Source organism: Pseudomonas sp. S3_G06, assembly GCF_054667565.1.
The window spans coordinates 701,598-714,821 of sequence record NZ_CP162738.1 but is presented as its reverse complement, the minus strand read 5'-3'; the positions used below and the strand labels follow the sequence as shown (position 1 = coordinate 714,821).

The window sequence follows — 13,224 nt, the reverse complement described above, 5'->3', positions numbered from 1 at the left end:
GTGGGCCCTACAGTCATATTGATGACTCAAGACTTGCCAGCGGTCATTTTAGAGCAAAAATCCTATTAAACCGTGAAAGCCCCGTAGTCATGGGGTGTAAAAGCAAAAGATCGCAGCCTTCGGCAGCTCCTACATTTTGGAATGCGTTTCCTGTAGGAGCTGCCGAAGGCTGCGATCTTTTCGCTTGTAACCTTTATGCGATATCCCGCAACTCGCGCCGCAGAATTTTCCCTACAGGCGTCATCGGCAACGACTCACGCAACACGATGTGCTTCGGCACCTTGTAGGCCGTGAAATTCTCTTTGCAGTAAGCCTTCAGCTCTTCCAGGCTGACCCCGCTCTCCCGCGCTACCACAAACAGCTTCACCGCCTCTCCCGAACGCTCGTCCGGCACGCCGATGACCGCGCAGTTGGCGACTTTCGGGTGGGCCATGACCACGTCTTCGATTTCGTTGGGATAAACGTTGAAGCCGGAGACGATGATCATGTCCTTCTTGCGATCGACGATGCGCACGAAACCGTCGGGGTCGATCACGGCGATATCTCCAGACTTGAACCAACCCTCGGCATCCAGCACTTCGGCGGTGGCTTCGGGTTTGTTCCAGTAACCCTTCATGATCTGCGGGCCTTTGATGCACAGCTCGCCGCGCTCGCCCAGCGGCTGTTCGACGCCGTCATCGTTGATGATTTTCACCAGCGTGCCCGGCACCGGCAGGCCGACAGTGCCCAGGCGCGACTGATCGCCGTATGGGTTGGTGCACGCCACCGGCGAGGTTTCGGTCAGGCCGTAGCCTTCGGTGATACGGCAACCGGTCATCAGCTCCCAGCGCTCGGCGGTGGCCTTGACCAGCGCAGTGCCGCCGGAGTTGGTGAGCTTCAGGCTGGAGAAATCCAGGGTCTTGAAATCGGGATGATCCATCAGCGCAACGAACAAGGTGTTCAAACCCAGCAGCGCCGAGAAGCGCCAGTTCTTCAGTTCCTTGATGAAGCCGGCGATGTCGCGCGGATTGGAGATCAGCACGTTGTGGTTGCCGGACACCATCATGCACATGCAATTCGCAGTGAAGGCATAGATGTGGTACAGCGGCAGCGGCGCGATCATCACTTCCTGGCCTTCGCGCAACAGCGGCTGACCGTCCGCGCCGAGCTGAGCCAGACAGGCGCGCACCTGCTGCATGTTCGCCACCAGATTGCCGTGGGTGAGCATCGCGCCCTTGGCCAGGCCGGTGGTGCCGCCGGTGTATTGCAGCACGGCGATGTCATCGAGGCCGACGTTCAGCGGTTTGATGCCCAGGCCGCGGCCCATGCGCAGCGCGCTTTTGAACGAAGTGGCTTGCGGCAGCGAATACTCGGGAACCAGTTTCTTCACTTTGCTGACCACGGTGTTGACCAGCCAGCCTTTGGCGGTGGGCATCAGGTCGCCCATCTTCGCTTCGATCAAATATTGGATGTCGGTGTCGGGCAGCACTTCTTGGACTTTCTGCCCGAACAGGTTCAGATAGACCAGCGCGCGCGCGCCGGAATCCTTGAACTGGTGGCGCATTTCCCGTGGCGTGTACAGCGGGTTGGTGTTGACCACGATCAGCCCGGCGCGCAGCGCGCCGAACACGGCAATCGGATAATGCAGAACGTTGGGCATCTGCACCGCAATGCGATCCCCCGGCACCAGATCGGTATGGGCCTGCAGGTATCCGGCAAACGCCGCGCTCTGGCGCTCGAGCTCGGCGTAGGTCAGGGTGATGCCCATGCTGCTGAACGCCGGGCGGTCAGCGAATTTCTTGCAGGAACGCTCAAACACTTCAATGACCGACTTGAACTCGCCCATGTCGATGTCCAGCGGTACGCCGGCCGGGCGTTTGTCATTCCAGAAATCAGGTTGCATTGTTCTTGTCCTCTTTACCTGAGCCGATCCGGGAGCCGCTTTCTGTCGTTTCTGCTTCGTCCATGGAAGGCGAAAAGCACAAAGCGGAGCTTCACGGACACTAGCAGCTATGGCCATTGAGGCAAATATGACGCAAGCCCTCATTGATCCCGTGAATCTTCCTGCCGTGGCGTGAGCTGATCAGACGCGCTATACACTGTGGCGATGCTGAGCAAAGGAATCGCCATGACCCACGACACCTTCTGGCTGGACGCGAGTGACCGCAGCCGCCTGTACGTCAACCGCTGGCTGCCGGCCGCGCCATTGAAAGCGGTGATTTTGCTGGCCCATGGCATGGCCGAACACAGCGCTCGCTACGCGCGGCTCGCCGACACGTTTTGCGACAAAGACTATGGCGTGTACGCCCCGGATCTGCGCGGCCATGGTCGTACCGCCGACAACGGCACCCTCGGCCATTTCGCCGATGACGACGGTTGGCGCAAGGTCGTCGGCGATCTGGCCAGCCTCAATCAGCACATCGGCCAGCAACATCCCGGCGTGCCGATTATCCTGCTCGGCCACAGCATGGGCAGCTACATCGCCCAGGCCTATCTGCTGCACCACAGCGCCAGTCTGCACGGGGCGATTCTCAGCGGCTCGAATTACCAGCCAGGGGCGCTGTACCGCGCCGCCCGGCAGATCGCCCGGCTGGAAAAACTGCGCCAGGGCGGCAAGGGCCGCAGTGCATTGATCGAATGGCTGTCGTTCGGCTCGTTCAACAATAAATTCAAACCGGTGCGCACCCGTTTCGACTGGCTGAGCCGCGACTCGGCCGAGGTCGACAAGTACGCCGCCGACCCGTTGTGCGGCTTTCGCTGCACCAATCAGCTGTGGATCGACCTGCTCGGTGGGTTGCAGCAAATCAGCAAAGCGTCCAATCTCGCGCAGATCGATCCGGGCCTGCCGCTGCTGGTGATTGGCGGTGAATGTGATCCGGTGAGCGAGGGCAAGCGTCTGACAGATCTGGCCAATGCCTTGCGCAGGGCCGGCAGCCAGCATCTGCAACTGAAGATCTACCCGCAGGCCCGGCACGAATTGTTCAATGAAAGCAATCGCGACGAAGTGACTACCGATGTGCTCGCCTGGATCGACCAGGCCCTGAGCCACCGGCGCCCACAGCGCAGCGAATAATTTTTTTTTGTGGATTCACTGAAATCCGTCACAGGAATCGAAACCGATGACCCAGGTTACCAACATCCCTTACGAAGCCCTTGAAGTCGGCCAGACCGCCAGCTACAGCAAGACTGTCGAAGAGCGCGACATTCAGCTGTTCGCCGCGATGTCGGGCGACCACAACCCGGTGCACCTGGACGCCGAATTTGCCGCCGCCAGCATGTTCAAGGAACGCATCGCCCACGGCATGTTCAGCGGTGCGCTGATCAGTGCCGCGGTAGCCTGCGAGCTGCCTGGGCCGGGCACTATCTATATCGGTCAGCAGATGAGCTTTCAGAAGCCGGTGAAGATCGGCGACACGCTGACGGTGCGCCTGGAGATTCTGGAGAAACTGCCGAAATTCCGCGTGCGCATTGCCACTCGCGTATTCAATCAGCGTGATGAATTGGTGGTGGATGGCGAGGCGGAGATTCTCGCGCCACGTAAACAGCAGACGGTGACGTTGCCGACTTTGCCGGCGATCAGTATCGGCTGATCAGTCGCACAAAATAAAAGTGGGAGCGAGCCTGCTCGCGAAGTGGTCGTGTCAGCAAAAGCAACATTGCATGACACACCGAATTCGCGAGCAGGCTCGCTCCCACAGTTGTTTCAGTGCAGCTTAAGAGTTCGCACGAGCCTGGTTACGCAGGGCTTTCACTTGGTCGTGGTTGCGTTGTACGCCGTGGTACTGACGCTCAACCAGATCCTTGATGCCAACCAGATTGTGCTTGTTGATCTTCTCGATCGCTTCACGATAAGCCTTCAGCGCATGGTCTTCACCGCGCTCGGCTTCGTTAAGCACAGCCTCTTCGTCTTTACCGGTGAACATGGATTTGACGTCGACCCAGCGACGGTGCAGATCACCGGCAACGCTGGTCGAAGTTTCCGGATCACCGCCCAGCGAACGTACCTGAGCCTGCAGCTCGGCTGCTGCGGTGGCGCAATCGGCGGAGCGCTGCACGAACAGGGTTTTCAGTTCTGGGTGCTTGATGTCTTCGGCGCAAGTCTTGAACCCTTCCTGACCGTCCTTGCAGGTTTCAATCAGGTCGTTGAGTACAGAAATGGCTTCTTTATTCATGTCGGTCATTTTTCAATTCCTTGCGATGGGTTGAAGATGCAAGGGATATTGCAGTGTGCGTGCCAGCTTCGCTTCAGGTAAAAATGTCTTTTTTTTCAGTTACTTAAGAAAGATTGAACCATCTGTATGCTGGTTTTTTGCATGATCTGTCATTTGGCCTGCATGCAGAATGCCTGTATTTTCCAGGCTGTCATGTGAATCGATGAAGCGTGCTGATGAATCCGGAAAAACTCGAACTGCTGATCACCCGCGAGATGCCCTTCGGCAAATACAAAGGGCGGATCATTGCCGACTTGCCTGGCCCCTATCTGAACTGGTTCGCCCGTGAAGGCTTTCCCCACGGTGAACTCGGTGGCCTGTTGGCGTTGATGCAGGAGATCGACCACAACGGCCTGTCCGACCTGCTCGAACCGCTGCGCGCCAAACACGGCAAACCCGCCCCGCGCCACTGACGCGCCCTTCCCTCTTGAGCCTTGCCGACCATGCCTGACAACACCCGCCGCGCCCGTGACGAAGCCTTCTGGCAGACATTCGCCGACCGATACGATGTGCAGCCCGGCCCGGTCAATCTGGAAAACGGTTACTTCGGGCGCATGTCGCGCACGGTGATCGAGGAGTACCAGCGCAATATCGAGCTGATCAACACCAGCAACTCGATTTATGTGCGCCAGCGCTTTGAACAGCACGACAACCTTGAGATTCGCGCGCAACTGGCCGAACTGATCGGCGTGCGCGCGCAAAGCGTGGCGCTGACGCGCAATGCCACCGAAGGCCTGCAATCGCTGATCCGCAATTACAATCGCCTGCAACCGGGCGATCAGGTGCTGATCTGTGACCTCGAATACGACACGGTCAAGGGCGCCATGCGCTGGCTGGCGCAACAGCGTGGCGTTGAGGTCATCGAGATTACCCACCACCATCCCGCCAGTTTCGACAGCCTGCTGGAAAGCTACCGCGAAGCTTTCACCCGCCACCCGAAACTCAAACTGATGGCGCTGACCCATGTCACCCATCGCACCGGTCTGGTCATGCCGGTGCAGGCCATCGCCGCGCTGGCCAAAGAGCATGGTGTCGACATCATCCTCGACGGTGCCCACGCTCTCGGCCAGATTGAATTCGACCTGCAAGCCTTGAGCATCGCTTTCGCCGGTTACAACCTGCACAAATGGATCGGCGCACCGCTGACCCTTGGCTTCATCTATATCGCCCCGCAGCGTCTGGCTGATATCGATCCGGACATGGGCGAGATGCATTACCCGGTCAGCGATATTCGCGCGCGCACCTCGTACAGCACGCCGAACATCCCGGCGCTGATGACCTTGCCGCTGGTGTTCGAAGAGCACGACGCCCTCGGCGGCGCAGCAGCCAAAAGCCCACGCCTGAATTACCTGCGCAACCTGTGGGTCAGCGCCGTGCGGCACCTGCCGGGCATCGAGGTGCTGACTCCGGACGATCCGCAACTGTATTGCGGGATCACCGCGCTGCGCTTCACCCGGCATGCCGATCAACAGGCCATGGCCGAGCGGCTGCTCAGCGAGTTCAACCTGTTCACCGTGGTGCGCACCGGCGCCGCGTGCGGGCCGTGCATTCGCATCACCCCGGGGCTGACCACCACGGCCGGCGAGATGGAGCAGCTGGTTCGGGCGCTGAACCAACTGCGCTAGAACGGCGCTCCGGAGTTTTTTTCGTAGCCTTCAAGGCCAAGCTGCGACGACACGGCGAAGGTGTCGATGCCGAGGGTCAGGCAGGCGAAGGCGCCGTCTTCAAGATCGGCGCCGGCGATCGGCTGCAATACCAACTGCAAGGCGTCCTCGGCGGCAGCTTCACAGCCGCAGCGGCCTGGGAGGTGCAAGGTGCCGGCCCAGGCCTCGTGGTGAGCTTGCGCTCCTGCTTCGTCGCCGGGAATGAATACGTTCAGCTTCAGGCAAGCAGCGCCGTGCGCCGGCCGATCCGGATAGACACTGGTGAAACGGACGATGCCATGGCTGTCGGTCGATTGACTGCCGCCCAGGCTGGTGTCGCCATCGACACGCTGTTGAATGCGCACCAGCGCGCCGATGACTGGCTCGCTGGTCATCGCATCGACCAGCGACAGACGCAGGATCAGCGGCAGGCCTTGGACCCCCTGGCTGATATTGCGCACTTGGGAATCGGCTGCGGGGCGGCCGAGGGGAAGTTGCTGCGGTTGATAACGGGATTGTGGTGTAAGGGTCAGAGACTGACGGTCGTCCATGAGGCGTTCTCTCTTCCATAAGATGGACGCAGATTAACCCCGTGAAAAAGCCAGCGTGCAGTAACTATGTATCGCGGCATGTATCGGCAGTTTTTTCAGCGCAAAAAAAGGTGCGCCGACCAAGCGCACCATAAAGCCGTAAAGCACACAACGAGGTGTAGGGGTAAAGATCAGTCCAGCAGCGCCAGGGCCTCGGCGGTGCATTCCTGAATGCGCGCCCAGTCGCCGTTCTTGATCCACTCCGGATCAAGCATCCAGCTACCGCCCACGCACATGACGTTTTTCAGCGCCATGTAGCTCTTGATATTGGCCGGGCCGACGCCGCCAGTCGGGCAGAACTTCACTTCGCCGAACGGGCCGCCGAGCGCCTTGATTGCCGCCACGCCACCGCTGACTTCCGCCGGGAACAGCTTGAAGCGGCGATAGCCCAGACCGTAGCCTTCCATGATCCCCGAAGCGTTGCTGATGCCCGGCAACAGCGGAATCGGGCTGTCGACGCTGGCCTCGAGCAGGTCACGGGTGATGCCCGGGGTGACGATGAATTGCGAACCGGCCGCTTCCGCCGCTGCGAGCATATTGCGGTCGAGCACGGTGCCGGCACCGGTCATCAGTTCCGGGCGCTGTTCGCGCAGGATCTGAATGGCCTTGAGGCCGAACTGCGAACGCAGGGTCACTTCCAGCGCAGTCAGGCCACCGGCAGCGAGGGCGTCGGCCAGTGGCAGCACGTCCTGTTCGCGGGCGATGGTGATCACTGGCAGGATCCGCGCCTTGGCGCAGAGACTGTCGATCAGGGCAACTTTGTCCGCCATGGAAACGGTCGGGGATGGGGTTGTCATAGCGGCTGTTCCTTGGCTCATGGGCACCAGTAAATCTCTAACGTGGGTTGCAGAAACGCGCGCACCGGCATGGCCGCAACGTCATCGGATGCCAGCGCGGCATTCAGGGTGGTCAGTTTCGATTGACCGGAAATCGACAGAATCTTGTGCCGGGCCGAGGCCAGCAGCGCGCGGCTCATGGTCAGGCGCTGACGTGGCACGCTGGGCGCCAGCATCGGCCAGCAACGGCGTGTGCCATCGGCTTGCAGGGCTTCGGCGAGGTTCGGGCTGTCGGGGAACAGCGACGCGGTGTGACCGTCATCGCCCATGCCCAATACCAGCACGTCGATCGGCGGCAGTTCGCCGAGCAGACGATCGGCCTGTTCCGCACCCTGCTCGACGTTGGCCGCCGCGCTGTAGAGGCTGAGGAACTGCGCCTTGGCTGCCGGGCCTTTGAGCAGATACTGCTTGAGCAGGCCGGCATTGCTGTCGGCATGTTCCACCGGCACCCAGCGTTCGTCGGCCAAGGTCACAACGACCTTCGACCAGTCCAGCTCCTGCTTCGCCAGGTGCTGGAAGAACGCTACCGGGCTGCGCCCGCCGGACACCACCAGTACCGCGTTGCCGCGTGCAGCAATGGCGTCGCTCAGTTGCTTGGCAACGTTCAGCGCCAGGCCTTCGGCGAGCAGCACCGGGCTGTTGAATTCGCGGGCAGTCACGCCCGTCGGCAGTTGCACATCAGATATCGCCATACCACGACCTCCCGTCCCGCGTGATCAAAGCAATGGAGCTCATCGGCCCCCACGACCCGGCCGCATACGGCTTGGGCGCGTCACCGGATTTCTTCCAACCGGCGATCAGCTGGTCACACCACTTCCACGCGGCTTCGATTTCATCTTTACGGACAAACAGGTTCTGATTGCCGTTCATCACTTCCAGCAACAACCGCTCATAGGCATCGGGGATCCGCGCGCTACGCCAGGTGTCGGAGAAATTCAATTGCAGCGGCCCGCTGCGCAGTTGCATGCCCTTGTCCAGGCCCTGCTCCTTGGTCATCACGCGCAAGGAAATGCCTTCGTCCGGTTGCAGGCGGATGATCAGTTTGTTGCTGATCTGCAGACGCTGCTCCGGGGCGAAGATGTAGTGCGACGGTTCCTTGAAGTGGATGACGATCTGCGACAGCTTCTGCGGCATGCGCTTGCCGGTACGCAGGTAGAACGGCACGCCGGCCCAGCGCCAGTTGCGGATGTCGGCACGCAGGGCGACGAAGGTTTCGGTGTCGCTCTGGGTGTTGGAATTCGGTTCTTCGAGGTAACCCGGAACGGATTTGCCCTCACTGTGGCCAGCGATGTACTGGCCGCGCACCACTTGTGTGGTCAGGCCTTCCGGGCTGATCGGCGCGAGCGCCTTGAGCACTTTCACTTTCTCGTCACGGATGCTGTCGGCGGACAGGTCGGCCGGCGGGTCCATGGCAATCAGGCAGAGCAGCTGCAACAGGTGATTCTGGATCATGTCGCGCAGTTGGCCGGCCTTGTCGAAATAGCCCCAACGGCCTTCGATGCCGACCTTCTCGGCCACGGTGATTTCCACGTGGGAGATGTAATTCTGGTTCCACTGGGTTTCGAACAGGCTGTTGGCGAAACGCAGGGCGATCAGGTTCTGAACGGTCTCTTTGCCCAGATAGTGGTCGATGCGGTAGGTGCGGTCTTCCGGAAAAAACTGCGCGACGGCGTCGTTGACCTTGCGCGAGGACTCCAGGTCAGAGCCGATCGGTTTTTCCAGCACTACACGGGTGTTTTCGGCCAGACCGACTTTCTCGAGGTTCTCGCAGATCGCGCCGTACACCGCCGCCGGAGTAGCGAAGTAGGCAATCATGCGCTGGCTGCTGCCGGCCAGTTCCGCCAGCGCCACGTAATCCTCAGCCTTGAGGAAGTCGACGTGCAGGTAGGTCAGGCGCGCGAGAAAGCGCTCGGCCACGGTTTCGTTCAGCTCTTTGCCGACGTAACGGCGCAATTCGGCGGCGATGAACGCCATGTGCTGCTGCTCGCTGCCGGGCTCACGGGCCAGCGCGATGATGCGCGTGTCCTCGTGCAGCAGGTCGGCACCGTCAAGGTGATACAGGGCAGGAAACAGCTTGCGCAGGGCCAGATCGCCAAGCGCGCCGAACAAGGCAAAGGTGCACGGTTCAACCGTAATGGAAGGCATGATGTTTGTTCTTTTATCAAGTTAAGCTACAAATACCTTTTTTCAAGGCATCACTCAAGGGAAAATGTAGTAATAACCACAACATTTTCGCAGAATACTCAATCCGAGTGGTGGTCGCCCGGACGCATCAGTAGGATAGGCCACCGTCACGGGCCATATCAAAGGCCCAATTTGCATAGCCCGACGCAACTCTGCGTCGGTGAATCAGGAATTCCATATGGACCGCGTGCGAAATTTACTGGAACAGATCCAGAGTCGCCTTGAAGAGCTGAACAAGGCCGAACGTAAGGTCGCCGAGGTGATCCTGCTCAACCCGCAGCAGGCCACCCGCTTCAGCATCGCCGCCCTCGCCCAGGCCGCCTCGGTGAGCGAACCGACGGTCAACCGTTTCTGCCGCTCGTTCGGTGTCAGCGGCTACCCCGAACTCAAGCTGCAATTGGCGCAGAGCCTGGCCAGTGGCGCGGCGTATGTCAGCCGCGCGGTCGAGGCCGATGACAATCCCGAGGCGTACACGCAGAAGATTTTCGGCAGCGCCATCGCTTCCCTGGACAGCGCTTGTCAGGCGCTCGACCCGAACCTGATCAGCCGCGCCGTCGACCTGTTGATCCAGGCCCGGCAGATCCATTTCTTCGGCCTCGGCGCCTCTGCCCCGGTGGCGCTGGATGCGCAGCACAAGTTCTTCCGCTTCAACCTTGCGGTCACTGCGCATGCCGATGTGCTGATGCAGCGAATGATTGCTTCGGTGGCGCACACCGGTGAGCTGTTCGTGATCATTTCCTACACCGGGCGTACCCGCGAGCTGGTGGAAGTGGCGCGGATTGCCCGGGAAAACGGCGCTTCGGTGTTGGGCTTGACGGCGGAGAATTCGCCGCTGGCCAAGGCCAGTACCTTGAGCCTGAACATTCCGTTGCCGGAAGACACCGACATTTACATGCCGATGACCTCGCGGATCATTCAGTTGACGGTGCTGGATGTGCTGGCAACGGGAATGACCCTGCGCCGTGGCGTGGATTTCCAGCCGCATCTGCGCAAGATCAAAGAGAGCTTGAATGCCAGCCGGTATCCGGTGGGTGACGAGTTCAATTGATCCGGAATCTCGGCTGACTGATCCGCCCTCTTCGCGAGCAGGCTCGCTCCCACATTTTGGAATGCATTCCCCTGTGGGAGCGAGCCTGCTCGCGAAAGGGCCAGTCGACTCGCCGCGGGGCTTTCAATCAAGCCGCCGCCCACGCCTGCAAACTCAAATGTGCCTTCTCCCCCGGCGCCAGGTGCAGGCTGTCGGTGCCGCCCGCCGCTGCTTCTACGCAAACGAATTCCGATACCTCGTCCCAGCTCACCCCCAGCAACGGCCGCGCGCCGGGATGCCAGACGACGGTGTCGCCGCTGTCACCGGTATCGATGCACAACTCGCGCTGCCAGGCGTGATCCTTGAGCTGCAATTCGCCGTCATGCTGGAACACCCGCTGACAGCCGCCATCCACCCGCAACTCGCCTTCCTGCTGGCAAACCTGACGATTCAACTGGTCATAACCCTGCGCGCCTTCGAGCCCAGACAGCGCTATCTCACCAACATCGCCTATACGCCAGTAAGCGTGCAAAGCCTGGCTCAACTGGCACGGCATGTCGTCCTGATGCTCGGTGCTCAGGCGTAATTCCATGCGTTCGCCCAGGTGCGCGTGCAGGTCGACCTGCCAATCGCACAGCTGTAATTGCCAGTGCAGGCGCACGCCGTCTTCGGCGCTGCTGCTGTCGAGCAGTTTCCAGTCGAGCAGTCGCGCCCAACCATGGGACGGCCACGCGTTTTCGCTCGGATGACGGCCATACCACGGCCAGCACACCGGCACGCCACCGCGAATCGCGCCGACATGCGGCCACTTCGCCGCGCACCACAACCACGGCTTCTGCCCGCGCGGTTGAAAGTGCAGCAACTGCGCACCCTGACGACTGAACACCGCCTGACACAGCGGATGATCGATCACCAACACGTCGCGCGTCTGATAGCGCTCCCAGGCGAACACCGGCCGCTCGCGCAGGGATTTGAAGAAGCGTTGCAGCGGATGCTCATGCATTGGCTACGGTCCTGAAAATCATGGAGTTACAATTACCTTTGTGACCCTTGAATACTGTGGCGAGGGGATTTATCCCCGTTCGACTGCGAAGCAGTCGCAAACCTGGAAAACGGCCTCTCGCTGATACACCTCAGTGGATGGCTTTGGGGCCGCTTCGCAGCCCAGCGGGGATGAATCCCCTCGCCACAAAAAATTCTCCAGCCACAAAAAATCATCAAGCAACACATCTGACCTGTGTCACAAAAAAAAGCGGACAGCCTTGGCTGTCCGCAAAATGCGCACATAGAGAGGAGCTTATCGCAGACGCGTCAGAACGTTGACTGAATTTTCAGGCCAGCGACCAAAGCGTTATCGACTTCATCCACACCGCCCGGATGGGTGATGTATTGCAGGTTGGGACGCACGGTCAGCCAGTTGGTGACATGGATGCCGTAGTTGAGCTCGTAGTTGTATTCGGTCTCACGAATCGGCGAGAACGCGGCGTTGTCGTAGTCGGACACACCGTTGGCAGCGTTCAGCAGTTCAGCGTTGCGCTTGACGTCCTTGTTGACGTGGATACGCGCAGCGCCGATACCGATGTCATCTTTCGGACGCGCGTCGAACGGGCCTTTGTAGACAAACATCACCGACTGGTAGTTGTCGATGAAGTTGGTGTCCTTGTCGTGGAAAGTCGCGTTGGCAGCGATGTTCAGACCGCGAGTCGCATCACCGTTGTGGCTGGTGAGTTGCTGTTGCGCGACGAACCAGTAACCGCTTTTGCTGTTGTGCGACTTGTAGTCGTCACCGGTGGTTGCCGCGTCGAAACCGTTGACGTCTTCGCGAACGTCGTCGGCATCGGCCGTGCTCTTGTAGTAACCGACGCGGTATTCGCCCGGCAGGCTGTTGACCTTCGGCGACCACACCAATTCAACCGGCAGCACCGTACCTTTGGTGCCGCTGCCGCTGAGCTTGAAGCCGTTGCCGTGTTCCAGCTGCGACGGGTTCTGGTTGTACGCACCGATTTGCGCGTAGAGCTCGTCGTTGATGTTGTACTTCACACGGATCGCGGCCTGGCTGACGGGCCAGTTGTACCAGATGTTGGTCGCCCAGTTACCCACTTGCGAACCGCAGAACGCCAGGTTCTGGAAGTCGCACGGGAAGGTGTTGAAGTCTTCGCCTTCGCCGAAGTAACCGGCCTTGACGTCGAGCTTGTTGTCGAAGAACTGGTGCTGGATCCACAGTTGGGTCAGACGCACCATGTGGCCACGGCCGTAGACTTCCTGCGAGGAGCTGAGGGTGCCGGCACGCGGATCGCCAACGCGGTCGTTGGAGATGTTGTAACCGTTACGATTGGTCAGCTGGATCTTCGCCTGGGTGTTGTCCCAGCCCCACAGTTTCTGCAGGTCGAGGGCCACGCCCAGACCGAACTGGTCGGCGTAACGCGCAGTCTTGTCGTCGTTGTAGCCACCGTTCAGGTTGGCGCCCATCTCACCAACGTAGTCGGCCTTGATGTCGATACCCTGCTCGATCAGCTTGGTGCGCTCGCCGCCCCAGTCGCCGGTCATCCACTTGGAGTCGGAGCTGAACGCATCCGCCGCCATCGCATTACCGGCCAGCACCAGTGCAGCTGCCGCAGAAACCTGGCAGATCAACCGGGCATTGACGTGTTTCTTTTTCATCCCTACATCCTCGTCTTTATTGTTATTAACTGTTTTTATCTAACGCGGTTTACATAAATTGCAGTGCTCGACAGGCCGGGCACCGCGTGCTCC

General features: G+C 60.1%; 13 protein-coding genes. 5 read left to right on the top strand and 8 right to left on the bottom strand.

Annotation, left to right across the window (positions count from 1 at the left end; translation table 11 throughout):
- Positions 1–193: 193 nt before the first annotated feature.
- Positions 194–1,882 carry a long-chain-fatty-acid--CoA ligase FadD2 gene (gene fadD2 / locus AB4N47_RS03235; protein WP_341638962.1) on the bottom strand — a complete coding sequence of 563 codons (1,689 nt, stop codon included), beginning with the start codon at positions 1,880–1,882 and terminating at the stop codon, positions 194–196.
- A 225-nt stretch (positions 1,883–2,107) separates the two neighbouring features.
- Between fadD2 and AB4N47_RS03230 the strand changes: the two genes are divergently transcribed.
- Positions 2,108–3,052, top strand: a complete 945-nt coding sequence (locus tag AB4N47_RS03230) for an alpha/beta hydrolase (RefSeq protein WP_341638961.1) — start codon at positions 2,108–2,110, stop codon at positions 3,050–3,052.
- A gap of 46 nt (positions 3,053–3,098) precedes the next feature.
- A complete protein-coding gene (locus AB4N47_RS03225; RefSeq protein ID WP_003227420.1) occupies positions 3,099–3,569 on the top strand; it encodes a MaoC family dehydratase in 471 nt (156 codons plus the stop codon).
- A 123-nt stretch (positions 3,570–3,692) separates the two neighbouring features.
- On the opposite strand, the gene AB4N47_RS03220 is transcribed toward AB4N47_RS03225, so the two are convergent.
- Positions 3,693–4,160 (bottom strand): ferritin-like domain-containing protein, encoded by a 468-nt coding sequence (locus AB4N47_RS03220; RefSeq protein ID WP_016773542.1) that lies wholly within the window; start codon positions 4,158–4,160, stop codon positions 3,693–3,695.
- Between the two features lie 206 nt (positions 4,161–4,366).
- Here AB4N47_RS03220 and AB4N47_RS03215 point away from each other — a divergent pair, with 206 nt between their 5' ends.
- Positions 4,367–4,603, top strand: coding sequence for a DUF3820 family protein (locus AB4N47_RS03215; protein WP_003227425.1), 237 nt, complete (start codon positions 4,367–4,369; stop codon positions 4,601–4,603).
- A 30-nt stretch (positions 4,604–4,633) separates the two neighbouring features.
- Positions 4,634–5,815: an aminotransferase class V-fold PLP-dependent enzyme gene (locus tag AB4N47_RS03210; RefSeq protein ID WP_341638960.1), complete on the top strand. Its 1,182-nt coding sequence runs from the start codon at positions 4,634–4,636 to the stop codon at positions 5,813–5,815.
- Here the strand turns inward: AB4N47_RS03210 and AB4N47_RS03205 are convergent.
- From AB4N47_RS03205 to zwf, 4 genes are all read right to left on the bottom strand, one after another.
- Entirely contained in the window at positions 5,812–6,384 is a 573-nt protein-coding gene (locus AB4N47_RS03205) for a peptidase associated/transthyretin-like domain-containing protein (protein ID WP_341638959.1), read from the bottom strand. The genes AB4N47_RS03210 and AB4N47_RS03205 overlap by 4 nt on opposite strands.
- A 170-nt stretch (positions 6,385–6,554) precedes the next feature.
- Complete coding sequence (locus AB4N47_RS03200; RefSeq protein ID WP_016773539.1) at positions 6,555–7,220, bottom strand: bifunctional 4-hydroxy-2-oxoglutarate aldolase/2-dehydro-3-deoxy-phosphogluconate aldolase; 666 nt, start codon at positions 7,218–7,220, stop codon at positions 6,555–6,557.
- A 17-nt stretch (positions 7,221–7,237) separates the two neighbouring features.
- Positions 7,238–7,951 carry a 6-phosphogluconolactonase gene (gene pgl, locus AB4N47_RS03195; protein WP_341638958.1) on the bottom strand — a complete coding sequence of 238 codons (714 nt, stop codon included), beginning with the start codon at positions 7,949–7,951 and terminating at the stop codon, positions 7,238–7,240.
- Positions 7,938–9,404: a glucose-6-phosphate dehydrogenase gene (gene zwf, locus AB4N47_RS03190; protein ID WP_016773537.1), complete on the bottom strand. Its 1,467-nt coding sequence runs from the start codon at positions 9,402–9,404 to the stop codon at positions 7,938–7,940. The genes pgl and zwf overlap by 14 nt, the downstream gene beginning before the upstream one ends.
- Positions 9,405–9,630: 226 nt before the next feature.
- Here zwf and AB4N47_RS03185 point away from each other — a divergent pair, with 226 nt between their 5' ends.
- The gene (locus AB4N47_RS03185; RefSeq protein ID WP_169842436.1) at positions 9,631–10,491 is read left to right on the top strand and encodes a MurR/RpiR family transcriptional regulator; all 861 of its coding nucleotides are present in this window, start codon (positions 9,631–9,633) and stop codon (positions 10,489–10,491) included.
- 127 nt (positions 10,492–10,618) lie between these two features.
- On the opposite strand, the gene AB4N47_RS03180 is transcribed toward AB4N47_RS03185, so the two are convergent.
- The gene (locus tag AB4N47_RS03180; protein ID WP_341638957.1) at positions 10,619–11,473 is read right to left on the bottom strand and encodes a D-hexose-6-phosphate mutarotase; all 855 of its coding nucleotides are present in this window, start codon (positions 11,471–11,473) and stop codon (positions 10,619–10,621) included.
- Between the two features lie 308 nt (positions 11,474–11,781).
- Complete coding sequence (locus tag AB4N47_RS03175; protein ID WP_076563920.1) at positions 11,782–13,131, bottom strand: carbohydrate porin; 1,350 nt, start codon at positions 13,129–13,131, stop codon at positions 11,782–11,784.
- Between the last annotated feature and the right edge of the window lie 93 nt (positions 13,132–13,224).